The following is a 24,213-nucleotide window of genomic DNA, read 5'->3' as shown; positions in this document are numbered from 1 at the left end:
TGACGGGCGGCCCCATGCCACCCGAGGGCGCGACTCTAGGGAATGTTGCAGTGCCGCAGAACTACATTCTTCTTCGGGCCATATGCCTGAGCTGAATAAGCAACCTCAGTTTGTGGCGAGAACCCGCAGCGCGGCGACCTGCTCGGCAATCCGGGGAGGCACCATTTCAGTGCCATTCAACATGGCACGGATCAGATCCGCATTCTCGGCCGGGGCGCAGGCCGGCGAAAGCGGCCAGTCCAGGTCTGCCGTGTCGGCCGGGTGCAGCGGGGCGGTCTGGCCGTCTTGGAAGCCGATCAGGTGGGCCTTGCGGCGCAGGTGGGCATAGGCCTCGCCCTCGCTGGCCCGCATCAGCAGGGCCCGGCCGCCGCCTTCTGGGACGGTCGTCAGGCCGGGCAGGGCGGCGGCCATGCTGTCCAGGTATTCCGGGTGGGTCACGGCGACGACGCGCACGCCGCGGCTGGCGGGGAAGGGGTCGAGCAGCTTGGCCAGGCTGTGGGCGCTGTTGCGCACGCCCAGGCGCGGGCGCAGCGCCATCAGGGCGTTCAAGCCTGGGTTGAGCATCCGCAAAGGCAGGACGGCCAATCTGTCGCCTGCCAGCCGCGCCTCGGCGTCCTGCAGCGATGCGCTGGCGTGCAGGCCTAGGGCGTCCAGCAGCTCGAAGGGGCTGTGGCGGCTGTCGAAGTCGTGCCGGCCGAAGACCAGCACCGGTACGCCCTCGCGGGCCAGCAGCCGGGCCACCAGCGGCATCAGATTGGCCTGCTTGCGGGCACCGTTGAAGCTGGGCAGCAGCACCGTGCGCGGTCCGGCCGGCGCGGCCAGGTGGGCGGTGCGCGCCTGCATGGCCGCCAGGAAGCCGGCCACTTCGTCGGCGCTTTCGCCTTTCACGCGCAACGCGATCAGTATGGCGCCCAGCTCCATGTCGGGCACCTGTCCGTCCAGCATGGCACCGAAGAGCTCTTCGGCCTGGTCCCGGCTCAGGTCGCGTGCGCCACGGGCGCCGCGGCCCAGTTCCTTGATGAGGGGTGCGTAGTCCATGGCGCCCAGTGTAGGAACGCCGCGGGCTGCACGTGGCGGCCTTGGCGGCCGGGTTGCCCGAAGGCAAGGGACTCGCATCCTGTGGAGCGCGGCGATCGAAGGCGGGCTTTCGGGTCCCGCCCCGGGGATACTGCTCCGCATCTCGGTCTGACTTCGACGCCATGACCTACTTCAAGCCCAAGACGCTCTACATCACGCTGAGCGTCTTGATGATCGGCCTCGTGACGCTGGTTTATGGCGCACTGCTGCTGCACGAGCGTTCGCGCAGCGATGCGTTGATGCTGCAGCAGGCCGGCGCGGCGGCCAAGCGCATCGGGCGCGAGGCCGCCGCCACGGTCGAGGCCGAGTTGAGGCCGGCGCGGGTCAGCGTCGCCCTGCTGGCCTCGGGCGCCCTGGGCCGGGTGGGCAGCGAGGCCGAGCGTCTGGCGGCACTGCCGCAGTTCGCGGCGGCGCTGCGCAGCAACGATTCGGTGTCAGCCGTCTACGTGGGCACCGCGCGTGGCTCCTTTCTCCTGTTGCGCCGGCTGGGCGACGCAGCCACGCGCAGCCGCATGGGCGCACCGGTGGGGGCGGTCTACGGCCTGCAGAGCGTGGACCGCGACGGCAGCGCTCCGCGCGGCAGCTATCGCTTCTACGACGCCGAGTTGCGCGAGCTGCAGCGGCTGGACCGACCCGATTACGAGTTCGACCCGCGCACCCGCCCCTGGTACGAGCTGGCGCGCCGGGCCGGAGAGGGCCGGGCGGTGCAGTCCGAGCCCTATGTCTTCTTCACGACGGGAGAGCCCGGTGTGACGCTGGCCGAGGCGCGGGGCGGAGCGGTCGTCGGCGCCGACGTCAGCCTGCAGGCCCTGGGCCGCATGCTGGCGCGGCCGCAGATCAGCGCGTCCGCCGAGCTGCTGATCGCCACCCCGGGCGGCGACCTGGTGGCGCAGGCTCGCCACCAGACCCTGGCCCAGGCCGGCACGGCCAAGTCCCTGCCCAAGATCGGGGAAACGGCGTCATCGTTGATGCGCGAGCTGTGGTCGCGCCGCGATGCCGAAGGCCGGCTGGCGCCGGTGCAGGCCGTGGCCGGGCGGGAGTGGGTGGCCCATGCGCTGCCGCTGGCGGCCAGTGGGGAGGCCGGCGCGGAGCTGACGCTGCTGATGGCCGCGCCGCGCGAGGAGCTGCAGGCCTTCCAGATCGAGAGCCGGCGTCACGGCTTCTACATCTCGCTGGGCCTGATGCTGCTGCTGCTGCCCGTGGTGCACCTGCTGGCGGACCGGGTGTCGCGCCCGCTGCGCCACCTGGCGCGCCAGGCCGAGGCGATCCGGCATTTCGAGTTCGACTGGCCGGACCCGGGGCGCAGCATGATCCGCGAGGTGGACCGGCTCGGCCTGGCGATGACGGCGATGAAGCACTCGCTGCGCCGCTTCCTCGACATCAGCGGCGCGCTGAGCGCCGAGCGCGATTTCGACAGGCTGCTGGAGCGCATCCTCAGCGAGACCATTGCCGTGTCCGGTGCCAGCGGCGGTGCGGTGCATCTGCTGTCGGCAGACCAGGACCAACTGCTGCCGGCCGCTGCGCAGCTGCTCGGCAAGCCGGCGCCGGCGGCTGCCCTGGTCTGGGACCTGAAGGACGGCGACAGCATCGCCGCCCCGGTGCAGGCGCTGCGGGCGGATGCCCCGATCGAGACCGACCTGCGCTGGGACGACCCGCGCCACCTCAAGGCCTACGAGCCGCTCTTCGCCGGACTGAGCGCCTCGCGCATGCGCCTGCTGTCGCTGCCGCTGAAGAATCGCCAGGACGAGACCATCGGCACGCTGACGCTGAGCTTCGCGATGCCGGCCAAGGGCCAGGCCGAGCCGCTGGGCGCGGCGCGCGTGGCCTTCGTGCGTGCGCTGTCGGGCACGGCGGCCCTGGCCATCGACAACCACCTGCTGCTCAACGCCCGCAAGGCGCTGCTGGACAGCTTCATCCAGCTCGTGGCCGGCGCTATCGACGCCAAGAGCCCCTACACCGGCGGCCACTGCCAGCGCGTGCCCGAGCTGGCGCGCATGCTGGCCCAGGCCGCCTGCGAAGCGACCGAAGGGCCTTATGCCCGTTTCTCGATGACCGCCGACGAGTGGGAGGCCCTGCACATCGCCGCGTGGCTGCACGACTGCGGCAAGGTCACGACGCCCGAGTACGTGGTCGACAAGGCGACCAAGCTGGAAACGCTCTACAACCGCATCCACGAGATCCGCACGCGCTTCGAGGTGCTCAAGCGCGACGCGCTGATCGAGCGCCTGGAGGAGCGAATCGGCGCCGACGGGGCCGCCCGGGCGCGCGCCGATGCCGCCGAGGCGCTGGCCGCGCTGGACAGCGACTACGCTTTCGTCGCGGCCTGCAACCAGGGCGGCGAATACCTCAGCCCGGAGCACCAGGCGCGGCTGCGGGAGATCGGCGCGCGGCCCTGGCAGCGCACGCTGGACGACGGCCTGGGCCTGTCGGTGGAGGAGGCCCGCCGTCTGCCACGCCCGCGCCCGCCGCTGCCCGCGCCCGAGCGCCTGCTGGCCGACAGGCCCGAGCAGGTGCAGCCGCGCCCCGCAGGGGAGCGGCTGGACCGGGACAACCGCTGGGGCTTTCGCATGGCCCAGCCCGAGCACCTCTACAACCGCGGCGAGCTGCACAACCTCTCGGTGTCGCGCGGCACGCTGACGGATGAGGAGCGCTACAAGATCAACGAGCACATAGTGCAGACGCTCAAGATGCTGGCCGAGCTGCCCTTCCCGCGCCATCTGCGCGAGGTGCCCGAGATTGCCGGTGGCCACCACGAGCGCATGGATGGCAAGGGTTACCCGCGCGGCCTGACGCGCGAGCAGATGAGTCCGCAGGCGCGCATGATGGCAATTGCCGACGTCTTTGAGGCGCTGACGGCCGATGACCGGCCCTACAAGCCGGGCAAGCCGCTGTCCGAGGCGCTGGCAATCCTCGGCCGCATGGCCCGCGAGGGGCATCTGGACACCGAGCTCTACGAGCTCTTCCTGCGTTCTGGCACCTGCATGGCCTATGCGCGGCGTTTCATGCCGGCGGAGCTGATCGACGTCGAGGACGTGACGGGCTTTCTGTGAGTCCTAGCGATCGTGGCGGTTGACGCTGAACTTGACCGGCGTGCCCTTGAGCAGCAGGTTGCCGGCGCCGTCGTGCAGTGACGCGACGACCTCGTGGTCGCCCAGCGGCAGGTCGACGATGGCCTCGGTGCGGCCATCGACCAGGTTCTGGCGCTGCGTGGTGGCGCCGCCCCTGGGGTTGAAGGCAAGGCGAAAGTGCCCGGTGTCCTTGATCTCGGTACCCGCCGGCGCCACGCCCAGGCCGGCGCCCAGCACGCCGAGGGACAGCGTGAAGGGGCTCGACACCGTTTCCTCGTCACGCAGGTTCTTCACGTAGACCTCGCGACCGGTGGTCGCGCGCGGCGTTGCACGTGCGTCCTCGTACCAGGCCGCGCAGCTCTCGCGGAAGTCGCCGCCCGGCAGCACTTTGGGGCCGGGCTCGCTGCGCTTTCCCGTCACCTCGATGGCGATCTCGTTGCTGAACACGAAATAGGGCTTGTGGGCATGGTCGGCGAACAGCAGCCGCAGCGTGTGTCGGCCCGGCGGCAGGTCGATCTGGGTGCCGGTCTGGCCCTTGCCGAAATGCTTGTGCGTGTCGGAGAAGGGGATGGGCGCGGTGTGGTCGCGCGGCAGCGGCGTGTCGATGAGGATGTGGTGGTGGCCGGCCTTCTCGTTCTTGTTGCCGGCCGGTATGACGCCCATGCCGCGGATGCCGAATTCCACCCAGAAAGGCGTGCGTACGCGGTAGCCGCTCTTCAGGTTGCTGAAGTGCACCGACACCGGTTCGCGCAGATCCACGGCCGTGCGCTGGGCCGTGTGGGACAGCCAGCACTGGCGCTCCAGCGGGTCGGCCGGCAAGGCTTCGGCCGTGACAAGGCAAGGCGTCAGCGCCAGGGTTCCGATCAGGATCAGGCCACCGCCAACAGCTCTCCGCATACAACCCCCTTCATCGGCATTTGCGGCCGATTTTGGGGGGGCTGGATGACGGCCCGTCTAGTGAAAAGTGGTGACGCCGCCGGCCCCGTTCAAGCGGCCTGCAACTGGGCGCTCAGCTGCAGTTCGCCGAACAGGTCCTTGGGGTCGGCCATCTGCGGAATGAGGTCCAGCGGCGCGCCCAGGCCCAGCTGGATGCTGACGTCGCGCAGCAGGCGCAGCGCCGAGAAATCCTCCAGCGCGAAGCCGACGGAGTCGAACACCGTGACCTGGCTCGACGAGTCGCGGCCCGTGGCCTCGCCGGCCAGCACGCGCCAGAACTCGGTGACGGGGAACTCGGCCGGCATCTGCTGCACGTCGCCCTCGATGCGCGACTGAGGCTCGTACTCGACGACGACGCGGGCCATGGCCAGCACGCCATGGTGCAGCTCGGTCTTGCCGGGGCAGTCGCCGCCGACGCCGTTGACGTGCATGCCGGGCTCGATCATGTCCGGCGTCAGGATGGTGGCGTTGGTCTTGTCAGCGGTGACGGTGGTGACGATGTCGGCGCCTCGGACGGCCTCGGCGGTGGAGGCGCAGACCGTCAGCGTCAGGCCGGGCGTGGCCTGCAGATGACGCACGAGCTTGGCGGTGGCGGCGGGGTCGATGTCGAACAGGCGCAACTCCCGGATGCCGAGAACGTGGTGGAAGGCCAGGGCCTGGAACTCGCTCTGGGCGCCATTGCCGATCAGGGCCATCACGCGGCTGTCGGGGCGGGCCAGGCGCTTGGCCACCATGACCGAGGTGGCCGCGGTGCGCATCGCCGTGGTCAGCGTCAGCTCGGACAGCAGAGCCGGGGCGCCGGTCGCCACGTCGGCGAGCACGCCAAAGGCCATCACGGTCGGCAGGCCGAGGCGGTGGTTTTTGGGGTGGCCGTTGACGTACTTGAAGCTGTAGAGCGATGCGTCGGCGATGGGCATCAGCTCGATGACGCCGTCCGCCGAGTGGGCGGCGACGCGCGGCGTCTTGTCGAACTCGGCCCAGCGCAGGTAGTCGGCCTCGAGGTAGGCGACGAGGCGGCGCAGTAAATCGGGGAGTCCGACGCGCTGCACGATTCGGGCGACGTCCTGGGTGGTGAGAACGGTGGTCATGGCTGTCTCCGGGAAGTGTTTGAAAGGGCTTGAAGCGATTCTTCCGAGGCGAGGCGGCAAACAGAAGCGCAAGTCTTGCCACGTAATGCAAAAGCTTTTGGCAAAATGGCAATTGAAATTGACGATTTGTCCAAATGGATGCTCTAGACCAGCAACTGCTCGCGCTGCTGCGCACCGACGCCCGCGCCAGCGTCGCCACACTGGCGGCCAAGCTCAAGGTGTCGCGGGGCACCGTCACCAACCGCATCGCCAGGCTGGAGGACGGCGGCGTCATCACCGGCTACACGGTGCGCTTGCGGCCCGATTCCGTGCCTGACGAGATCACCGCCTGGATGAGCATCACGGTGGAGGGCAACCGCACGAGGGAGGTGGTGTCCATCCTGCTCGGCGAGCCCGGCATCACCGGCCTGTTCGACACCAACGGCCGCTGGGACCTGCTGGCCGAGATCCGCAGCTCCAACCTCAATGAACTGGCGGCCGTGCTGGAGCGGGTGCGGCTCATCAAGGGCATTGCCGGCACCGAGACGTCAATCCATCTGCAAAGCTACAAGCTCGGCTAGGGTCCCCGACTCGGGTATCGTGCGCCGCGCTTTCCCGTTCTCTCCATGACCCTCGCCCTGATCCGCCGCGCCTGGCTCGCGGCCACCCTCGCCGTGCTGGCCGGCTGCTCCGTGCTGCCCAGCCAGCCGCCGCAGCCGCCCGTTGTCGTGCCGGCGCCGGAGCCCGCGCCTGTTGTCAAGCCCGCCCCCAGGCCCCCGCGCCTGGGCCTGGCCCTGGGTGGCGGCGCGGCGCGCGGCTTTGCCCACATCGGCGTCATTCAGGTGCTGGAAGAAAACGGCATCAAGGTTGACCTCGTCGCCGGCACCTCCGCCGGCAGCCTCGTCGCCTCGCTCTACGCCTCGGGCAAGACCGGCAAGGAGTTGCAGACCCTGGCCGACACCATGGACGAGGGAGCCATCACCGACTGGTCGTTCCCGCTGCGCGGCCTGATCCGTGGCGAGGCGCTGGCCCGCTTCATCCGCGACAAGACCGGCGGCAAGGCCATCGAGCAGATGACGCTGCCGCTGGGCATCGTCGCCACCGACCTGTCCGATGGCTCCTCCATCCTCTTTCGCAGCGGCGACACCGGCACCGCGGTGCGCGCGTCGAGCGCCGTGCCGGCCGTCTTCCAGCCGGTCAAGATCGGCCAGCGTGAGTACGTGGACGGCGGCCTGGTCTCACCGGTGCCGGTGCGCTCCGCCCGCGAGATGGGCGCGCAGCTGGTCATTGCCGTGGACATCAGCTCGCCGCCCGAGAAGGACCCGCCCGGCGACGCCTTCCGCATGCTGATGCAGACCTTCTCCATCATGGGGCGCAGCATCAACATGTTCGAGCTGCGCGAGGCCGACGTCGTCATCCGGCCCCGGCTCGACGGCGTCGGCAGTGCCGACTTCACGGCCCGGCGCCGCGCGGTGCAGGCCGGGCGCGAGGCGGCGCAGGCCATCCTGCCGCTGCTGCGCCAGCGCATCGCAGAGAAGACGCGCTGAGGCATGAGCGACACCGAGACGCCGCTGTTCCCGCTGCGCCTGGTGCTTTTCCCCGGCGGCCATCTGCCGCTGCGCATCTTCGAGCCGCGCTACCTGGACATGGTGCAGCGCCGTCACGCCCTCGGCGAGCCCTTCGGTGTCGTCGCCCTGACGGCGGGCGACGAGGTGCGCCGCCGCGAGGGCGAAGGCTTCCAGCGCGAAGCCTTTCATGAGGTCGGCACGCTCGCGCGCATCGAGCATCTCGAGCACACCCAGGCCGGGCTCATCGAGATCCGCGCACGCGGCGTGCAGCGTTTTCGCGTGCGCGGCGCGCGCTGCCTGAGCCACGGCCTGTGGGTCGGTCAGCTGGACCGCTTGCCCGAGGATGTGAACGTGCCGGTGCCCGACGACCTGCGCCATGCGGCGCAACGGCTGCAGGATCTGCTCGCCGGCTGGGGCGCCCGCGCCGCCGCCGGGGAGCCGCCCGTGCAGCCGCCCTACGAATGGGACGATGCCGGCTGGCTGTCCAACCGCTGGGCCGAACTGCTGCCCATGCCCGTCGAGGCGCGTCAGCGGCTGATGGCGATGGACAGCCCGCTGCTCAGGCTGGAGTTGGTGGTCGACCGGCTCGACGCCATCACGGCCCCGCGCCCATAGGCGTTCAGCCGTTCAGCCAGTCCGTGAGCGTCTTCAGGACCTGCGCCTTTTCCGGCTCGTTGAAGATCTCGTGGAAGAGGCCGTCCCACGGCCGGGTGGCCACCACGTTGGCCGGCGCGGCGGTGGCGAAGGCCTCGCTGCCGCGCGGTGCGACGCAGCGGTCGGCGTCGGCCCACATCAGCAGCGTGGGCATGGCCCAGCGCGGCGCGTCGCTGATGACGCGGCTGCCACTGTCGACGATGAAGCGCGTCAGCCGGGCCGTGATGCGGTCGTGCACCAGCGGATCGCTGGCGTAGGCCTGCACGACGGCCGGGTCTCGGCTGATCCACTCAGGCTTGAGGCCGTTGCTGACGGCCAACCCGGGTGCGAGCGACCCGGCCACGGCCAGAAGCAGCTTCTGGAGGCCGGACAGGCCCGCATCGAGCGCGGGCGACGACAGCACGAGGCCGTCCAGCGGTCGGCTCCAGACGGCCGGCTTGTCCGCCAGCGACTCGGCAGCAAACCGCGCCGCGATCAGCCCGCCCATGCTGTGGCCCAGCAGCACAAAGCGCTGGCCGGGCTTGCGCACCGCGTCGATGACACGGGCCGTGTCGCGCAGCAGCGCGTCGTGCTCGGGGATGTCGCCCTTGCGGCCCTCGCTGCGGCCGTGGCCGCGGTGATCCCAGCCGTGCACATCCCAGCCGGCGGCGTTCAACGCCGTGGCGACATGGGCATAGCGCTCGATGTGCTCGCCCAGGCCATGGCAGATCAGCAGCTGGCCCTGTGCGGGGGAGGTCGCCGCGGGCCAGTGGCGGAGGTGGAGCTTGAGGCCGTCGTCGGTGGTCGTGGTGGTCATCGCGTCGGAGGTTGGGAAGCGGTGCGCAAGTTTGCACGAGCTTGGCGCAACATCCGCCGCGGGCCGGCCAGGGACGCGACGCAGCGTGGCGGCGCGACCTAGAGTGCCGCGCGCAGCCTGTCGTAGCCGCTGCGGCTCACCGGGATGCGCTTGCCGTTCTTCATGCGGGCCACGTAGGCCTCGCTGTCGGTGCGCTCCAGGCCTTGCAGCGCGGCGAGGTTGATGATGAAGGAGCGGTGCACGCGCACGAAGCGCACCGGGTCGAGCTGGACTTCCAGCTCCGAGATGCGTTGCGCCTTCAGATGCTCGCGGCCGTGGGCGTGGAAGGCGACGTTGTCGGCCTGGGCCTCGATGTAGGCGATGTCGTCCACCAGCAGCACCTGCATGCCGCCGGTGCTGTCGTTGTCGCGCACGAGCACCCGCGCGATGCGCGGGCCAGCCGGGGCGACGAGGCCGTCCAGCCCCGGCGCGGGCTGGCCCAGCAGGCGGCGTGCGCGCTCCAGTGCCGTGTCGAAGCGGGCCTGGGCGAAGGGCTTGAGCAGATAGTCCACCGCGTGCAGCTCGAAGGCCCGCAGGGCGTGTTGGTCGTAGGCGGTCGTGAAGATGACGCCGTCACGCCGCCCGGTCAGCGCCAGCACCTCCAGGCCGGTGAGCTTGGGCATCTGGATATCCAGAAAGACGAGGTCGGGCTTGAGATCGGTGATGGCGCGGGCGGCGGCGAGGCCGTTGTCGACCTCGGCCACGAGGCTGACATCGTCGTGCGCCCGCAGGTATTCGGCCAGCAGCCGGCGGGCGAGCGGCTCGTCGTCGGCAATCAGTGCTCGCAAGGGGGCTTTGGGCGTCATGGCAGGGGCTCGAAGGGCAGGGAGATCTCGACGGCAAAGCCCTCGTCCGTGCGGCTCCAGTGCACGTGGGCGCGACCGGCGTAATGGGCGGCCAGGCGTTCGCGGAGGTTGCGCAGGCCCAGGCCCAGCCCACCCTCCTGCGCCGGCGAAGCGGGTACGGGGTTGCGCACGGCCAGATGCAGCCAGCCGTCGCGTACCAGCGCCTGCAGGCTGAGCAGCCCGCCAGCATCAAGCGGGCGAAGGCCATGCTTGAGGGCGTTCTCCACCAGCGGCTGCAGGGTCAGCGGTGGCAGCAGCGCGTCCAGGCTGTCTGGCGTGGCGTCGATGGCGGTGGTCAGCTTGTCGCCCAGGCGCTGCTGCTCTATGGCGAGGTAGTGCTGCACCAGGCACAGCTCGTCCTGCAGCCGGATGCGGTCGCGGCCGGCGAGGTCCAGGGTCTGGCGGAAGAACTGCGCCAGGTCGATGGCCATCGTGCGGGCGCCGGCGGGGTCGAGATGGGTGAGGGCACTGATGGAGTTCAGGCTGTTGAAGAGGAAGTGCGGGTCGATCTGCAGGCGCAGCAGCTGCAGCTCCATGTCGCGTGCCAGCAGCCGTGCCTGGGCCTCGCGCGCCGTGGCGGCCTGGGCGCGCTGGAAAGCGATGAGCAGGTCATGGGCCAGCACTGCCAGCGTCAACAGGCCGAGCAGGGCGGCGGCCAGCATCACGAGGCCGCCCTGCGCCAGGCCCACCCACCCTTGCGGGTGGCCGAACAGGACGCCCGCGGCATCCCATCCCGCGGCCAGGCCGGTCATCGCCGCAGCCAGGGTGGCGACCAGGGCGGCGCGGTAGCCCAGCGCCACCGCCCACGCCGTGTCGCCAAAAGGGCGGCCGCGGCAAGGGTAGTAGGTGGCCAGCGCGACGAAGGCGAGCACCCCGCACAGCGGCACCGTCCAGGGCAGGGCGGCGCCCAGGGGCGCAACGTGCAGGACGTGCAGCAGCGCCGCCAGCGCGGGGCCCGCCAGGGCCCAGACCAGCAGGTAGACGGCCAGCCCGCGCCAGTGAGTCAGCAGCGGATGCAAGGGATCAGTGCTTGATTTCGAGGCCGCCGAACACCACTTCGCCGCGCAGCACCAGGCGGGCGACGGGGTTCATGGGCGGGACGGTCTTGTCCTCGACACCGCCGAATGTCGATGCCACCTCGACGACGACCTGCCAGTCGCGGGGCACGCGCAGCTCGATGCCGCTGAAGCGCGCTGCGATGTCGAGCTTTGCCTCAGGGCCATCGATGGCGGCCTGGGTCAGGTCCAGCTCCACGCCGCCGAACGTCGCCTCGACACGGCCGCCCTTGAAGCTGCGCGAGTCATGGCGCTGGCTGACGGCGCCGAAGCTGGCGTGGATGTTGGCCACCTCGCCATGCTCCAGCGTGGAGGTGTCGAAGCAGGCCTGCGCCTCATGCCGCGGGAAGAAGCCCCGCATCAGGATGGACAGGCCCGCCACGATGATGAAGACCGGCCACCAGTCGCGCCAGTGGAAGTGCACGTAGCCGAGGTTCTGCCCCGTCAGCATCAGGCCGACGCCGATCAGGATGAGGCCGAACAGGCCGCTGCCGCGGTGATGCGGCCAGGCCAGCCGCGCCAGGCCCCACAGCACCAGGCCCAGGGGCCAGAAGGTGCGCAGCAGCGCGACGTCGAAGAAGCGCAGGTTGTCCAGCAGGGCCAGCACGCCGATGCCGATGACGGCCAGGCCGAAGAGGACGCGGTGGCCGGCATGCCGGGCCTCGCGGCGGACCTTGATGCGGGAATCTCTCATGGTGGGGTTGCAGTCTTGAACTGGCCGCCAGTAGACCCCGAACTTGCGGCGCCGGCGCGGCTCCTCCGGCCAATCGACGCCAGCCGCCGACGAATCGACAGCCTGCTGCGCCAATGAAAAAAAAAGCCCGGTGCTTTCGCACCGGGCTTTTCAGGCGGTAGCCGGAGATCAGGCAGCGCGCTTGGTGGCGCGGGTCGCCGTCTGCGAGGCCTTGACGGCTTGCGTCGTGGCGGCCTGGAAGTTGGACTCGGCCACTTCGACGGCTTGCTTGGCGGCCTTCTGGACCGACTCGAAAGCGTTGTTGGCGGCAGCGACGGCCGACTTCACCAGGGCGACGGCGTTCTCGGTGCCGGCCGGGGCGTTCTTGGCGGCGTTGTCGACGACGGACGTGAAGGCCTTCTGGGCGTCGGCGAACTGGGCTTCAGCGGCCTTGGCGACTTCGGCGCCGGTGGCGGAGGCGATGTCGTAGACATGGCGGCTGTAGGAAGCGGCCTTCTCGGCGGTCGGCTGCAGCAGGGCGGCCTGCAGGGACAGCAGCTCTTGCGCATCCTTGACGGACAGGGCAGCAGCGGTCGTGTCGGCGGCTTCGCTCAGCGCGGTCTTGGCGACCTGCAGGTTCAGCTCGACGAGCTTCTCGACGCCTTCGAAAGCCTTGTTGGTCAGGCCGAAGAGGGTTTCGACATTGGCCTTGTGAGCGGCGAGGACTTGTTCAGCGGTCAGCATGGTGTTACTCCGGGTTGGGTGGTTGAACCGTTTGCTGTGCTTCTTTTGCTGCACTGCAACATGGACTGAATGATAGGGGTCCTGCGCCGGATTGCAAGAACTTTTTGTGCAGTGCAGCAAATTAGGGGTGTCAATCTGCAAAAAAGCACCTGCGGCTATCGTGGCGGCCATGCTGGCCTTCCACTCCGACGCCCACAGCCTGGCGCTGCCGCCGGGGCACCGCTTCCCGCAATCTAAGTACCGTTTGTTGCGGGAGCATTTCGAGCGCGAGCCGGGGCTGCTGAGAATGCGGCCGGCGCCGGCTGCGACCGAGGGCGAACTGATGCTGGCCCACACGCCGGACTACGTGGACGCGGTGCTGCTGGGCCGACTGGATGCCGCCGAGCAGCGCGAGATCGGCTTCCCCTGGAGCCCGTCGATGGCCGAGCGGTCGCAGCGCTCGGTCGGTGCCAGCATCGCCGCCGCGCAGGCGGCATTGACCGAGGGTGTGGCCGCCAACATGGCGGGAGGCACCCACCATGCCTACGCCGACAAGGGCTCCGGCTACTGCGTCTTCAATGATGTGGCGGTAGCCGCGCGGCTCATGCAGGCGCAATGGGAGCGGCGCCACGGCCGCCTGCTGCGGGTGCTCGTCATCGACCTGGACGTCCATCAGGGCAATGGCACGGCCGCCATCTTCCGGGACGACGACACGGTCTTCACCTTCTCCATGCACGGCGAGAAGAACTTCCCGTTCCGCAAGGAGGCCAGCGACCTGGACGTGGGCCTGCCCGATGGCTGCGGCGACGCCGAATACCTGGCGGCGCTGGACGCGGCGCTGGCTGAGGTCTGGCGCCGCTGCGACCCCGGCCTTGTCTTCTACCTGGCCGGCGCAGACCCCCACGAGGCCGACCGCCTCGGCCGCTTGAAGCTGAGCTACGCCGGCCTGGCCGAGCGCGACCGCCGCGTGCTGGACGCGCTGCGCGAGCGCCGCATCCCGGTGGCGCTGAGCATGGCGGGCGGCTACGGCCACGACCTGGCCACGACGGTGGCCGTGCAGGTCACGACGCTGAATGTCGCCGCGGCGTCCTGGGCTGCCTGGCAGCGCATGAAAGAATCCTCGCCATGACTTCCCGCCCCCAGCCCGACGGCCGCGAGGCCTACCCCCGCTTCGTGCCGCTGACCACCCGCTGGATGGACAACGACGTCTATGGTCACCTGAACAACGTCGTCTACTACAGCCTCTTCGACACGGCGGTGAACAGCCTGCTGATCGAGGCCGGCGCGCTGGACATCCACGGCGGCGCGGTCATCGGCCTGGTCGTCGAGACGCATTGCAACTTCTTCGAGTCGCTGGCCTTCCCGCAGCGCATCGAGGCTGGCGTGCGGGTGGCCCAACAGGGCCGCTCCAGCGTGCGCTACGAGATCGGCCTGTTCGCCGAAGGTGCGGATCTGTGCGCTGCGCGGGGTCATTTCGTTCACGTCTACGTCGAGCGCGACAGCCGCCGCCCGGTGGCCGCGCTGCCCGACGCCTACCTCACCGCCCTCAAGACCCTGACCCCATGAGCCGATTCGACACCCCCACGCCCGAGCAGACCGCTGCCGTCGACGCCGCCATCAAGACGCGGCACTCGCTGCGCGCCTTCCTGCCGACGCCCGTGCCGCGCCAGACCGTCGAGGACATCCTCGAAGTCGCCTCCTGGGCCCCCTCGGGCACCAACACCCAGCCCTGGCAGGTGCATGTGCTGACCGGGGCAGCGCTCAAGCGCATCTCTGGTCGCATCCAGGCCGCCTACCTCGACGCCGAGCAGAACTCGGCTCACAAGGAGGAGTACGCCTACTACCCGACGGAGTGGCGCAGCCCCTACATCGACCGCCGCCGCAAGGTGGGCTGGGATCTCTACGGTTTGCTGGGCATCGCCAAGACCGACAAGGCGCGCATGCAGTACCAGCATGGCCGCAACTTCATCTTCTTCGACGCGCCGGTGGGGATGTTCTTCACCATCGACCGCGTCATGCAGCAGGGCTCCTGGCTGGACTACGGCATGTTCCTGCAGAACATCATGGTGGCGGCCCGCGCACGCGGCCTGCACACCTGCCCGCAGGCGGCCTTCACGCAGTTCCACAAGCTGATCGCCGAGGAGCTGCAGCTGAGCGACGAGCAGATGCTGGTCTGCGGCATGTCCATGGGTTTTGCCGATCCGGCCGCCGTCGAGAACAGCCTCGTCACCGAGCGCGCGCCCGTGTCCGAGTTCGCCCGCTTCATCGAAGACTGATGGCGCTGCAAGGCGCCGAACTCGGCCTGGCCTGGGCGGCACCGTTCGCCGGTCTGCTGTTGTCCATCGCCGTCATGCCGCTGGCAGCGCCCGCGCTCTGGCACCACCACTTCGGCAAGATCGCCGCGGCCTGGACGCTGGCGCTGCTGCTGCCCTTCACGCTGGCCTTCGGCACAGCCGCAGCGGGCGGCGTGCTGCTGCACACACTGGTGGAGGAATACCTGCCCTTCACCATCCTGCTCGGCGCGCTCTATACGGCGGCAGGCGGCATCTACATCCGTGGCAACCTGCACGGCAGCCCCACGCTGAACGCCGGGCTGATGGCACTCGGCGCCGTGCTGGCGAGCTTCATGGGCACGACGGGCGCATCCATGCTGCTGATCCGCCCGCTGATCCGGGCCAATGACAACCGCCGCCACAACGCCCATGTCGTCGTCTTCTTCATCTTCATCGTCGGCAACGTTGGGGGCTCGCTGACGCCGCTGGGCGACCCGCCGCTCTTCCTCGGCTTTCTGCAGGGCGTCGGCTTCTTCTGGACGGCCGGCCACCTGTGGCCCGAGACCCTGTTCCTGCTCACCAGCCTGCTGGCCGTGTTCTGGGGCATCGACGCGTGGCTCTACCGCAGGGAGGGCCTCACGCCCGTCGACCCCACGCCCGACGCCCCCCGGGCGGGGCTGGAAGGCGCCGTCAATCTGCTGCCGCTGGCCGCCGCCGTCGGCCTGGTGCTGATGAGCGGCACCTGGAAGCCGGGCATCGTCTTCGATCTCTGGGGCACGCCGCTGCCGCTGCAGGCCCTGCTGCGCGACGCGGGCCTCGTGGCGGTGGCGCTCGTGTCACTGGCCATCACGCCCGCCGGCGTGCGTGAGAAGAACCGCTTCAGCTGGGCGCCGATGCAAGAGGTGGCCAAGCTCTTCATCGCCATCTTCCTGACCATGGTGCCCGTCATCGCCATGCTCAAGGCCGGCCCGGCCGGCGCCTTTGCGCCGCTGGCGGCACTGCTCGATTCGCCGGCGGCCTATTTCTGGCTGACCGGCGGCCTGTCCTCGGTGCTGGACAACGCGCCCACCTATCTCGCCTTCTTCAACCTGGCCGGTGGCGACGCGGCGCGGCTGATGACGGAAGGGGCCCCGGTGCTCGCCGCGATCTCTGCCGGCGCGGTCTTCATGGGGGCCATGACCTACATCGGCAATGCCCCCAATTTCATGGTCAAGGCGATCGCCGAGGAGCGAGGTGTCAAGATGCCGAGCTTTGGTGGCTATCTGCTCTGGTCCGGCGCAGTGCTGCTGCCTCTTCTTTTTGTGATGGCCTGGATATGGATGCGTTGAAAGTCTTGATTGCCCGCCGTGCGCCGGCGGAGGTGGTGCAGAAGTTGTCTGCCCGCTTTGACGTGGACTTCCACGACGGTGAATCGCCGCTTAGCCCCGACGAGCTGCGCGCCCGACTGAAAGGCAAGGCCGGCGCCTACATCACCGGCACCGAGCGCATCACGGCCGAGCTGCTGGACGCCTGCCCGGACCTCAAGGCCGTCTGCACGATGAGCGTGGGCTACAACCACATCGACCTGGCCGCCTGCACGGCGCGCGGCGTGCTCGTCACCAACACGCCCGACGTGCTGACCGAGTCCACGGCCGACTTCGGCTTCGCGCTGCTGATGGCCACGGCCCGGCGCATGAGCGAGGGCGAGCGTCTGCTGCGCGACGGCGGCTGGAAGAGCTGGGCCTGGGACTTCCTGGCCGGCGCCGAGGTGCACGGCACGACGCTGGGCATCCTCGGCATGGGCCGCATCGGCCAGGCCATCGCGCGCCGCGGCCGCTTCGGCTTCGGCATGAACGTGATCTATCACAACCGCTCGCGGCTGCCGGCCGAGGCCGAGGCCGAGCTCGGCGCCCGCTACACGTCCAAGGACGAACTGCTGCGCCAGGCCGATCACCTCGTGCTCGTGCTGCCCTATTCCGCCGAGTCCCACCACTGCATCGCCGCGGCCGAACTCGCGCTGATGAAGCCGACCGCGACGCTGGTCAACGTGGCTCGCGGCGGCATCGTCGACGAGGACGCGCTGGCCGCCGCGCTGCGCGAGCACCGCATCGCCGCGGCAGGCCTGGACGTCTTCGAGGGCGAGCCCAAGGTCAATCCGGCCCTGCTGACCCTGCCCAACGTCGTCCTCACACCCCATATCGCCAGCGCCACCATGCCGACCCGCATCGCCATGGCGACGCTCGCCGCCGACAACCTCCTCGCGGCGCTGACCACGCGCCAGCCCCTCACGCCGCTGAACCCCGAAGTCCTCTGCGCATGAACCGCCGCCTGATCTGCCTGCTCTGCCTCCTGCCCGCGCTTGCCTTCGCGCAGAAAAGCAAGAGCATTGCGCCGCCGCCACCCGAGCCCGTCGTCGAGGACAAGACGCCGCGCGATCCAACCAAGTTCGCCGCGCTGTCCCTGCTGGGCGACAACGTGCAGCTCATTTCCCTGAGCCCGGCGCGCGGCGACACCGTGCAGACCGGCGAGTGGACGTCATCGCCTGCCGGCGGCCTGGACAACGCGGTGCTGCAGGCCCTGAACGAGGCCGTCAAGGCCTCGGGCAAGGAGCGTGAGGTCAAGCTCTACACCTCGTCGACGCGCAGCCTGTTCGGCGACCCGGCCAACCTGTTCGTCAACGGCAGGCTCAGCCTGCCCGGCAAGCTCGGCGAGGCCGTGCGCCAGAGCGGCGCGGCCCGGTTGCTGCTGGTCACGCGCAGCCGCCAGGAGCCGGCCCTGGCCGCGGCCCTGCCGCAGCGCATCCTGGCCACGCTGGAAGGCCCTGGCTTCGTGCTGGACCAGCGGCCCAGCGGCCAGATCGGCTTCGACGGCCAGGGTGGCCTGCCGGTGTTCGCGCCCTATGTCTCCATCCGGGTGGCCCTTGTCGACCTCGGCGACCTCAAGCTCCGGCGCGAGCAGTCCCTCGCCGTGGCGGCCCGCCTGCCGGTGGCCGCCGCCGACGCCGCCAACCCCTGGGCCGCCACGACACCCGAGCAGCGCGTAAAGGCGCTGGAGGCGCTGATCGAGGCCGAGCTGCCCAAGGCCGTGGCGGGGCTCGTTGCTCCATGAGCGTGTATGAGTTGTTGATGCTGGGCCTGCTGGCCCTGATCCTGCTGCTGCTCGTCTGGATCTTGCTGCGCGGCAAGCCACAAGCCGGCGTGCCGCCTGAGCTGCTGCAGAGCAACGAGAGGCTGGAGCGCGAACTGCGCGACGAGCTGGGCCGCAGCGCCAGCGGCACGCGCCAGGAGCTGATGCAGGGCCTGGCCCAGTTCCAGCAGGTGCTGACGCAGGGGCTGCAGGGCAGCAACCAGTCGCTGGCCGCTCAGGCCCTGGCCGCCCGCGAGGCCCAGGACGCCGCCGCGCAGCGCAGTGCGCTCTCGCAGACCGAGGCCATGCAGCGCCTGGGTGACCTGATGCGCGAGCAGCTGCAGGCCCTGTCCAAGACCAACGAGCAGCGCCTGGCCGAACTGCGCCTGACGGTGGAGCAGCGCCTCACTGCCATCCAGCAGGACAACGAGAAGAAGCTGGAGCAGATGCGCGCCACGGTGGACGAGAAGCTGCACGCCACGCTGGAGCAGCGCCTGGGCGAGAGCTTCAAGCAGGTGGCCGAGCGGCTGGAGCAGGTGCACAAGGGCCTGGGCGAGATGCAGAACCTGGCGCGCGACGTCGGCTCGCTGAACCGCGTGCTGACCAACGTGAAGACGCGTGGCGTGTTCGGCGAAGTGCAGCTCGCGGGGCTGCTGGACCAGGTCTTCACGCCCGAGCTGTACGCGGCCAACGTGGCGACGCTGCCCGGCTCCAACGAGCGCGTGGAGTTCGCCATCCGTCTGCCCGGCCAGCGTGACGATGGCCAGCCGCTGTGGCTGCCCATCGACGCCAAGTTTCCTCGCGAGGACTACGAGCGCCTGCTGGACGCCCAGGAGCGCGCGGATGCACCCGCTGCCGAGGCGGCGGGCAAGGCCATCGAGAACCGCCTGCGGCTGGAAGCGAAGACCATCCGCGAGAAGTACGTCGCCCCGCCGCACACGACCGACTTCGGTATCCTCTTCGTGCCCACAGAGGGCCTCTACGCCGAAGCGCTACGCCGTCCCGGCCTGCTGGAAGGCCTGCAGCGCGAGCACAAGGTCATGCTGTGCGGACCCACCACGCTGCTGGCCACGCTCACCAGCCTGCAGATGGGCTTTCGCACGCTGGCGCTGGAGAAGCGCTCGGCCGAGGTCTGGGAAGTGCTGGGGGCCGTCAAGACCGAGTTCGGCAAGTTCGGCGACGTGCTGGCAAAGGCCAAGAAGAAGCTGGAAGAGGCCGGCAACACGCTGGACGCAGCCGAGGTGCGCACCCGCGCGATGACGCGCAAGCTCAAGGGCGTGGAGGCCCTGCCCGATGACGCGGCCCAGCAGTTGCTGCAGATCAGCCTGGGCGAGGACGCCGAGTGAGCGACGCTGCCCCGGCCGGCAAGCAGAACCTGAGGCACGCCTTCTCGTGGCTGATCGCCACCATGATCTGCGTGCATGCCTGCATGGCGACGACGCGCGTGACCGCCAGCCTCTGGGTGCTCAAGCAGGGCTACGGCGAAGCCTCGGTCGGCATGCTGCTGAGCCTGTTCGCCGTGGCGCCCATCGCGCTGTCGCTGTGGGCCGGCCGCCTGGCCGACCGGCACGGCTTCCACCGGCCGGTCGGCATCGGCGTGGCGCTGGCCTTCGCCGGTGCGCTGCTGCCGCTTGCGGTCCCTCAGCTCTGGGCCATCGCCACCGGCTGCCTGCTGTGCGGCGGGGCCGTGGCGGTCGCGGCCGTGGCCCTGCAGCGCGAGGCCGGGTTGATGGCCGAGGAGCCCGGCGAGCTCAAGCGCATCTTCAGCTGGATGGCGCTGGGGCCGGCCATGTCCAACGCGCTGTCGCCCATCATTGCCGGTCTGCTCATCGACCACATCGGCATGACGGCCGCTTTCGCTTTTGCGACCGTGCTGCCCGTGCTGGCCTGGGCGCTGGCGCGCAAGGTGCCGCGCAACCCGCCGGCCGTCTACACCAAGAGCTTTCGCGAGCGGGCGGCCTGGGACCTGTTCCGCCTGCCGGCCTACCGCCGCCTGCTCATCGTCAACCTGGCGCTGTCGGCCGGCTGGGACGCGCACAGCTTCGTCGTGCCCGTCGTGGGTCACGCGCGCGGCCTGTCGGCGTCCAGCATCGGCCTGGTGCTGGGCAGCTTCGCGGCGGCCGCGACGGTGGTGCGCCTGGCCATCGTGCGCTTTGCCGACGACATCGACGAAGCCAAGGCGCTGCGCGTGGCGATGACCGTCGCGATGCTGACCTTCATGGCCTACGCCTGGCTGCCTGGCACGCTGGGCCTGATATGCGGTTCGGCGCTGCTGGGCATTGCGCTGGGTTCGGTGCAGCCCATGGTGCTGGCCATGCTGCACCGTGCGACGCCGCCCGAGCGCCATGGCCAGGCCCTGGGCCTGCGCATGCTGACGCTGAATGGGGCGACGGTGGGTATGCCGGTCGGCTTCGGCATGCTGGCCGCTGCGACGGCGTTGACGGCGCCGATGTGGGTGATGGCCGCGGCGCTGCTGGCGGCACAGTGGCCGGCGCGCAAGCTCTGAAGCCGCCGATAGCATCGGCGGTGGCGGTGGCGGTGGCGGTGGCGGTGGCGGTGGCGGTGGCCGCCCGCCGCGCGTGGCTCAAATGGGGATGATCCGAGGAAACCTCGGTGGCGGGCGCCGCACGCATCCGTTCTACTGGGCCGGAGATGCGCTCTTCGGCGATCTGCCTCGATAGGAGCCTGCAATGCGTGCGCTGCTGCTGTGCCTGTCCCTGCTGAGTTCTGCGGCCCTTGCCCAGCAGGCTTGTGAAGTGACGGCCGTCAGCGGCGATGCCCGGCGCCTGGACGGCAGGGCGCTCGCGGTGGGTGACCGGCTGGACGTCGGCACCACGTTGCACACCGGTGCCACGGGTCGCGTGCGACTGAAGTTCATCGACGGCTCCGTGCTCGTTCTTGCCGACAGGAGCCAGCTGCGCATCGAGGCCTTCAGCGCCCCGGCCACGCAGCCGCGCGCGGCCGGGCTGCTGCTGGAGCTGGGCCTCGTCGGCCAGCGCGTGACGCCCTCGGCCAACGGCAGCTGGACGGTGCGCACGCCGACCGCAGTGACGGCCGTGCGCGGCACCGAGTTCAGCGTCGAGGTCGGCGACGACCGCGCGACGGCCGTGCATCTGAGCACGGGCGAGGTCGATGTCGAGCCTGCCGGCCAGCAGGCCGGCAGCATCAAGCCGCGCCAGCCGGTGCGCCTGAACCGGGCGCAGAACGGCACGCAATGCGATGCCAGCCGATGCAGCGCCGCGGTCGCCTGGTCGGCCGAGCGGGTGCAGCGCGTCGAGCAGCGCCTGGGGTCGCTGGATTGAGGGCCAGGCTCGGCTTTGCGCTGATCGCGCTGGCAGCGGCGCTGCTGGGTTTCGCCATGGCCGCGTGGCGGGCGGACATGCCCGCGCTGGAGCGGCCCGACCATTGGCTGCAGGACTGGCGCACCTTCTGGCGTGGCCCGCTGGCACCGGGCCGAGAGCTGCCGCTGCTGCTGGTGCGCGTGGACGATGCGGCCTTCGAGGCCCTGGGCGGCCGCGCGCCCGACCGCGCCGACCTGGCCCGTGCGGTGCAGGCCCTGCACGCCGGCGGCGCGCGCGCCATCGCGCTGGACATCCTGCTGCTGCCGGGCGGCGGCACGGCCGAGGCCAGCGCCGCGCTGGCGGCCGCCATGAAGGCCTGCGCCTGCGTGCTGATCCCTTTCTCCCTGCCCGACGAGGGCAGGGCCGACGCCGCGGTGCCGCCCGCGGTGCTGGCCCAGGCCCTGCTGCGCTACGAGGGCGATGCGGCGCTGGAGCGCAGCGAGAGCCACTACCGGCCTCGCCGGCTCATCGCGCCCGAGGCGGGCCTTGCCGAAGCCGCCGCGGCCCTGGGCCACATCAGCGTGCGGCCCGGCAGCGATGGCAGCATCCGCCGCGACCTGCCCGTGCTGCGCCTGGACGGCGAGGTCTACCCCTCGCTGCCTCTGCGCCTGGCCGCCTTCGCGCGCGGTGCCGATTGGCGCCAGGCCCGGGCCCGCTTCGGCGCCGAGGTCAGCGTCGGCGAAGCACTCGTGCTGCCCCTGGACGAACTGTCCCGCACCGGCGTCAACTACTACGGCCCCGGTGGTCCGCAGAGCCCGTTCGAGAGCGTGGGCCTGGCCGAACTGCTGGGCGGCCAGGTCGATCCCGCGCGGCTGCGCGGCCGCATCGCCGTCGTCGGCGTGTCGGCCCTGGCCGCGGGCGACCACCTGCCGTCGCCCTTCGACGCCCGCCTGCCCGGCATGGAGCGCATCGCCACCGTCACCGACAACCTGCTGACCGGCCGCGGCCTCGTGCGCCCGGCCTGGGGCGGCGCGGCGGAGCTGGCCGCCGTGCTGCTGCTGCCGCTGGGAGCCGTGCTGCTGCTGGCGCGCCGGCCGCTGGGCCTGGCGCTGGCGCTGATCGGCCTGGGTGTGCTGGCGCTGCTGGGGGCCGCGCAGTGGGCCTTCGAGAGCCGCTACTTCGTGTTCTGGCTGGCGCCCCCGCTGCTGGCCCTGACCGTGGCGACGCTGGGCGGCAGCGCGCTGCGCGCCGGCATCGAGCAGAGCCAGCGCCGAGACGCCGCACGCCGCCTGGCGGCCAGCGAGCAGCGCTATGCCCTCGCTGCCCAGGGCGCCAACGACGGCCTGTGGGATTGGGATCTTGCCACGGGCGAGGTCTATTACTCGCCGCGCTGGCTGGCGCTGATGGGCCTGTCCGCCGCCGAGGCCGGCCACACCATCCAGGCCTGGACGCAGCCGCTGGAGCCTGCCATGCGTGCCGCCTTCGAGGCCGAGTTGCAGGCCCACCTCGCTGGCGCAAGCCTGCAGTTCCATCACGTGCTGCACTTCAACCAGGGCGGCCAGGAGCGCTGGCTGCTGGCGCGCGGCCTGGCCGTGCGCGAGGACGGCCGGCCGGTGCGCATGGCCGGGTCGTTGACCGACATCTCCGAGAGCCAGCGCCTGCAGCGCCAGATCAGCTTCGACGCGCTGCACGACCGCCTGACCGGCCTGGCCAACCGCGTGCTGTTCCGCGAGCAGCTGACCCAGCTGCTGGCCGGCGTGTTCGCGCCCGAGACCGGCGTGCTGCTGCTGGGGCTGGACGGCTTTCGCGGGCTGAACGAGGCCCACGGCCCGATCGTCGGCGACGCGGTGCTGATCGAGCTGGGGGCGCGCCTGAAGTCCGCCTTCGGCGCGCGTCATCTCGTCGCCCGCATGGGGCCGGACCAGTTCGCCCTGCTGCTGGCCGGCGGCGATGGCGCGGCCGAGCTGGCGCGCCGCGTGCGGGGGCTGCTGCAGCAGCCCTTCAACGTTGCCACGCCGATGCTGCAGTTGACCGCCGGCATTGCCTGGGCCCAGCGCCGCCACGGCCCCGCCACGGCCGACGAACTGCTGACGGCCGCGGAAGGTGCGCTGGCCCGCGCCAAGGCCGGTGGGCCCGGGCAGACGCATGAGTTCGACCAGGCCGAGCAGCTCGTCGAGCAGTCGCGCCGCTGGCTGCGCGAGGCCATCGACGCGGCCCTCGCCAGCGGCACGCAGTTCGAGCTGCACTACCAGCCCTTTGTTCGCCTGCAGGACCGCGCGCTGCTGGGCTTCGAGGCCCTGATCCGCTGGCGCCACCCCGAGCGGGGCGTCATCATGCCGGGCGACTTCATCCCCGTGGCCGAGGCCAGTGGCCAGATCTGCGCCATCGGGCGTTGGGCGCTGCTGGAGGCGGCGCGTCAGCTGCGGCGCTGGCAGCCGCTGGGCTTCACGGGCGAGGTGGCCGTCAACCTGTCCGGCGTGCAGCTGGAGCGCGACCTCGAACTGCTGGCCGATGCCCGAGCCACGCTGGCGGCCCTGGGCGACGTGCCCACGCACCGCCTCAAGCTGGAAGTGACCGAGAGCATGGCCATGGCCAACCCGCAGCGCAGCGCCGAGGTGCTGCAGGAGCTGGCGCGCATGGGCTTCAAGCTCAGCATCGACGACTTCGGCACCGGCTATTCGTCGCTGGCCTATCTGCACCGCTTCCCTTTCGACACGCTGAAGGTGGACCGCAGCTTCGTCATCCGCCTGGCCGCAGGCCATGAGGCGCTGGAGATCGTGCGCACCATCGTCGGCCTGGCCCTGGCCCTGGGCAAGCAGACGCTGGCCGAAGGCGTCGAGGACGAGAAGCAGGCGGCGCTGCTGGAGCAGCTGGGCGTGCAGGTGGGGCAGGGCTGGCTGTTTGCGAAAGCGCTGCCAGAGGCGCAGGCTACGGAGGCGATCAGGACGACGCCGTGGCGACGTTGAGACGACAGCTGCACGGAGGTGATCGAATCCACGGCGGCCGTGACATGTGACAGCGACTTCGGGGGGTGTCAAAGGTAAGCTGAGGTT

At 70.5% G+C, this 24,213-nt stretch carries 22 protein-coding genes; 14 read left to right on the top strand and 8 right to left on the bottom strand.

Translation table 11 applies throughout. The features are described from left to right. Window positions 1-105 precede the first annotated feature (105 nt). On the bottom strand, window positions 106-1,038 hold the full coding sequence (gene ybiB / locus AC07VX_RS18680; RefSeq protein ID WP_493166008.1) for a DNA-binding protein YbiB: 933 nt from the start codon (window positions 1,036-1,038) through the stop codon (window positions 106-108). 161 nt (window positions 1,039-1,199) lie between these two features. On the opposite strand from ybiB, the gene AC07VX_RS18675 reads away from it, so the two are divergent. Then, a complete protein-coding gene (locus tag AC07VX_RS18675) occupies window positions 1,200-4,127 on the top strand; it encodes an HD domain-containing phosphohydrolase (RefSeq protein ID WP_493183937.1) in 2,928 nt (975 codons plus the stop codon). Between the two features lie 3 nt (window positions 4,128-4,130). Here AC07VX_RS18675 and AC07VX_RS18670 read toward each other — a convergent pair whose 3' ends face one another. Together AC07VX_RS18670 and ocd are read right to left on the bottom strand one after the other, a co-directional pair. Further along, window positions 4,131-5,042 carry a DUF4399 domain-containing protein gene (locus AC07VX_RS18670; protein ID WP_493166010.1) on the bottom strand — a complete coding sequence of 304 codons (912 nt, stop codon included), beginning with the start codon at window positions 5,040-5,042 and terminating at the stop codon, window positions 4,131-4,133. Between the two features lie 89 nt (window positions 5,043-5,131). After that, window positions 5,132-6,169, bottom strand: a complete 1,038-nt coding sequence (gene ocd / locus AC07VX_RS18665) for an ornithine cyclodeaminase (protein WP_493166011.1) — start codon at window positions 6,167-6,169, stop codon at window positions 5,132-5,134. Between the two features lie 134 nt (window positions 6,170-6,303). Between ocd and AC07VX_RS18660 the strand changes: the two genes are divergently transcribed. The 3 genes from AC07VX_RS18660 to AC07VX_RS18650 are packed head-to-tail and all read left to right on the top strand — an operon-like array spanning window position 6,304 to window position 8,331. After that, window positions 6,304-6,729: an Lrp/AsnC family transcriptional regulator gene (locus AC07VX_RS18660; RefSeq protein WP_493166012.1), complete on the top strand. Its 426-nt coding sequence runs from the start codon at window positions 6,304-6,306 to the stop codon at window positions 6,727-6,729. Window positions 6,730-6,774: 45 nt separating this feature from the next. Then, a complete protein-coding gene (locus AC07VX_RS18655; protein WP_493166013.1) occupies window positions 6,775-7,695 on the top strand; it encodes a patatin-like phospholipase family protein in 921 nt (306 codons plus the stop codon). Between the two features lie 3 nt (window positions 7,696-7,698). Continuing rightward, window positions 7,699-8,331 (top strand): LON peptidase substrate-binding domain-containing protein, encoded by a 633-nt coding sequence (locus tag AC07VX_RS18650; protein ID WP_493166014.1) that lies wholly within the window; start codon window positions 7,699-7,701, stop codon window positions 8,329-8,331. 4 nt (window positions 8,332-8,335) lie between these two features. Here the strand turns inward: AC07VX_RS18650 and AC07VX_RS18645 are convergent, their stop codons facing one another. The 5 genes from AC07VX_RS18645 to AC07VX_RS18625 all read right to left on the bottom strand — a co-directional run bounded on the left by AC07VX_RS18645 (window position 8,336) and on the right by AC07VX_RS18625 (window position 12,522). Then, window positions 8,336-9,166 carry an alpha/beta hydrolase gene (locus AC07VX_RS18645; RefSeq protein ID WP_493166015.1) on the bottom strand — a complete coding sequence of 277 codons (831 nt, stop codon included), beginning with the start codon at window positions 9,164-9,166 and terminating at the stop codon, window positions 8,336-8,338. Window positions 9,167-9,264: 98 nt separating this feature from the next. Further along, window positions 9,265-10,011 (bottom strand): LytR/AlgR family response regulator transcription factor, encoded by a 747-nt coding sequence (locus AC07VX_RS18640; RefSeq protein WP_493166016.1) that lies wholly within the window; start codon window positions 10,009-10,011, stop codon window positions 9,265-9,267. Then, the gene (locus AC07VX_RS18635; protein WP_493166017.1) at window positions 10,008-11,069 is read right to left on the bottom strand and encodes a sensor histidine kinase; all 1,062 of its coding nucleotides are present in this window, start codon (window positions 11,067-11,069) and stop codon (window positions 10,008-10,010) included. Before AC07VX_RS18635 ends, AC07VX_RS18640 begins: the two co-directional genes overlap by 4 nt. Window positions 11,070-11,073: 4 nt before the next feature. Next, window positions 11,074-11,799, bottom strand: a complete 726-nt coding sequence (locus AC07VX_RS18630; RefSeq protein ID WP_493166018.1) for a LiaI-LiaF-like domain-containing protein — start codon at window positions 11,797-11,799, stop codon at window positions 11,074-11,076. Window positions 11,800-11,967: 168 nt separating this feature from the next. Further along, a complete protein-coding gene (locus AC07VX_RS18625) occupies window positions 11,968-12,522 on the bottom strand; it encodes a phasin family protein (RefSeq protein WP_493166019.1) in 555 nt (184 codons plus the stop codon). A 169-nt stretch (window positions 12,523-12,691) separates the two neighbouring features. On the opposite strand from AC07VX_RS18625, the gene AC07VX_RS18620 reads away from it, so the two are divergent. The 10 genes from AC07VX_RS18620 to AC07VX_RS18575 all read left to right on the top strand — a co-directional run bounded on the left by AC07VX_RS18620 (window position 12,692) and on the right by AC07VX_RS18575 (window position 24,126). Beyond that, window positions 12,692-13,630, top strand: a complete 939-nt coding sequence (locus tag AC07VX_RS18620; RefSeq protein ID WP_493166020.1) for a histone deacetylase family protein — start codon at window positions 12,692-12,694, stop codon at window positions 13,628-13,630. Continuing rightward, window positions 13,627-14,067 carry an acyl-CoA thioesterase gene (locus AC07VX_RS18615; RefSeq protein ID WP_493166021.1) on the top strand — a complete coding sequence of 147 codons (441 nt, stop codon included), beginning with the start codon at window positions 13,627-13,629 and terminating at the stop codon, window positions 14,065-14,067. Before AC07VX_RS18620 ends, AC07VX_RS18615 begins: the two co-directional genes overlap by 4 nt. Then, window positions 14,064-14,777, top strand: coding sequence for a nitroreductase (locus AC07VX_RS18610; protein ID WP_493166022.1), 714 nt, complete (start codon window positions 14,064-14,066; stop codon window positions 14,775-14,777). The genes AC07VX_RS18615 and AC07VX_RS18610 overlap by 4 nt, the downstream gene beginning before the upstream one ends. Then, window positions 14,777-16,102, top strand: coding sequence for a sodium:proton antiporter (locus tag AC07VX_RS18605; RefSeq protein WP_493166023.1), 1,326 nt, complete (start codon window positions 14,777-14,779; stop codon window positions 16,100-16,102). The genes AC07VX_RS18610 and AC07VX_RS18605 overlap by 1 nt, the downstream gene beginning before the upstream one ends. Then, window positions 16,090-17,073, top strand: coding sequence for a 2-hydroxyacid dehydrogenase (locus AC07VX_RS18600; protein ID WP_493166024.1), 984 nt, complete (start codon window positions 16,090-16,092; stop codon window positions 17,071-17,073). The genes AC07VX_RS18605 and AC07VX_RS18600 overlap by 13 nt, the downstream gene beginning before the upstream one ends. Further along, window positions 17,070-17,861, top strand: coding sequence for a hypothetical protein (locus AC07VX_RS18595; RefSeq protein ID WP_493166025.1), 792 nt, complete (start codon window positions 17,070-17,072; stop codon window positions 17,859-17,861). The genes AC07VX_RS18600 and AC07VX_RS18595 overlap by 4 nt, the downstream gene beginning before the upstream one ends. A gap of 17 nt (window positions 17,862-17,878) precedes the next feature. Continuing rightward, complete coding sequence (locus tag AC07VX_RS18590) at window positions 17,879-19,225, top strand: DNA recombination protein RmuC (protein ID WP_493166026.1); 1,347 nt, start codon at window positions 17,879-17,881, stop codon at window positions 19,223-19,225. After that, entirely contained in the window at window positions 19,222-20,385 is a 1,164-nt protein-coding gene (locus tag AC07VX_RS18585; RefSeq protein ID WP_493166027.1) for an MFS transporter, read from the top strand. The genes AC07VX_RS18590 and AC07VX_RS18585 overlap by 4 nt, the downstream gene beginning before the upstream one ends. Before the next feature lie 184 nt (window positions 20,386-20,569). Then, on the top strand, window positions 20,570-21,181 hold the full coding sequence (locus AC07VX_RS18580; protein WP_493166028.1) for a FecR family protein: 612 nt from the start codon (window positions 20,570-20,572) through the stop codon (window positions 21,179-21,181). Further along, on the top strand, window positions 21,178-24,126 hold the full coding sequence (locus AC07VX_RS18575) for an EAL domain-containing protein (RefSeq protein ID WP_493166029.1): 2,949 nt from the start codon (window positions 21,178-21,180) through the stop codon (window positions 24,124-24,126). Before AC07VX_RS18580 ends, AC07VX_RS18575 begins: the two co-directional genes overlap by 4 nt. The last annotated feature ends 87 nt before the right edge of the window (window positions 24,127-24,213 follow it).

This window comes from Roseateles sp. GW821-FHT03B02 (genome assembly GCF_059421025.1).
Note: the sequence above shows the minus strand (reverse complement) of the source record. Positions and strands in the feature narration are given on the sequence as shown.

Bases quoted from the DNA above. Each gene is read 5' to 3' on its own strand.
- ybiB (WP_493166008.1), bottom strand. From the start codon at position 1,038: ATGGACTACGCACCCCTCATCAAGGAACTGGGCCGCGGCGCCCGTGGC.
- AC07VX_RS18660 (WP_493166012.1), top strand. From the start codon at position 6,304: ATGGATGCTCTAGACCAGCAACTGCTCGCGCTGCTGCGCACCGACGCC.
- AC07VX_RS18655 (WP_493166013.1), top strand. From the start codon at position 6,775: ATGACCCTCGCCCTGATCCGCCGCGCCTGGCTCGCGGCCACCCTCGCC.
- AC07VX_RS18595 (WP_493166025.1), top strand. From the start codon at position 17,070: ATGAACCGCCGCCTGATCTGCCTGCTCTGCCTCCTGCCCGCGCTTGCC.
- AC07VX_RS18600 (WP_493166024.1), top strand. From the start codon at position 16,090: ATGGATGCGTTGAAAGTCTTGATTGCCCGCCGTGCGCCGGCGGAGGTG.
- AC07VX_RS18670 (WP_493166010.1), bottom strand. From the start codon at position 5,042: ATGCGGAGAGCTGTTGGCGGTGGCCTGATCCTGATCGGAACCCTGGCG.
- AC07VX_RS18580 (WP_493166028.1), top strand. From the start codon at position 20,570: ATGCGTGCGCTGCTGCTGTGCCTGTCCCTGCTGAGTTCTGCGGCCCTT.
- AC07VX_RS18645 (WP_493166015.1), bottom strand. From the start codon at position 9,166: ATGACCACCACGACCACCGACGACGGCCTCAAGCTCCACCTCCGCCAC.
- AC07VX_RS18630 (WP_493166018.1), bottom strand. From the start codon at position 11,799: ATGAGAGATTCCCGCATCAAGGTCCGCCGCGAGGCCCGGCATGCCGGC.
- ocd (WP_493166011.1), bottom strand. From the start codon at position 6,169: ATGACCACCGTTCTCACCACCCAGGACGTCGCCCGAATCGTGCAGCGC.
- AC07VX_RS18620 (WP_493166020.1), top strand. From the start codon at position 12,692: ATGCTGGCCTTCCACTCCGACGCCCACAGCCTGGCGCTGCCGCCGGGG.
- AC07VX_RS18610 (WP_493166022.1), top strand. From the start codon at position 14,064: ATGAGCCGATTCGACACCCCCACGCCCGAGCAGACCGCTGCCGTCGAC.
- AC07VX_RS18640 (WP_493166016.1), bottom strand. From the start codon at position 10,011: ATGACGCCCAAAGCCCCCTTGCGAGCACTGATTGCCGACGACGAGCCG.
- AC07VX_RS18590 (WP_493166026.1), top strand. From the start codon at position 17,879: ATGCTGGGCCTGCTGGCCCTGATCCTGCTGCTGCTCGTCTGGATCTTG.
- AC07VX_RS18650 (WP_493166014.1), top strand. From the start codon at position 7,699: ATGAGCGACACCGAGACGCCGCTGTTCCCGCTGCGCCTGGTGCTTTTC.
- AC07VX_RS18675 (WP_493183937.1), top strand. From the start codon at position 1,200: ATGACCTACTTCAAGCCCAAGACGCTCTACATCACGCTGAGCGTCTTG.
- AC07VX_RS18625 (WP_493166019.1), bottom strand. From the start codon at position 12,522: ATGCTGACCGCTGAACAAGTCCTCGCCGCTCACAAGGCCAATGTCGAA.
- AC07VX_RS18615 (WP_493166021.1), top strand. From the start codon at position 13,627: ATGACTTCCCGCCCCCAGCCCGACGGCCGCGAGGCCTACCCCCGCTTC.
- AC07VX_RS18605 (WP_493166023.1), top strand. From the start codon at position 14,777: ATGGCGCTGCAAGGCGCCGAACTCGGCCTGGCCTGGGCGGCACCGTTC.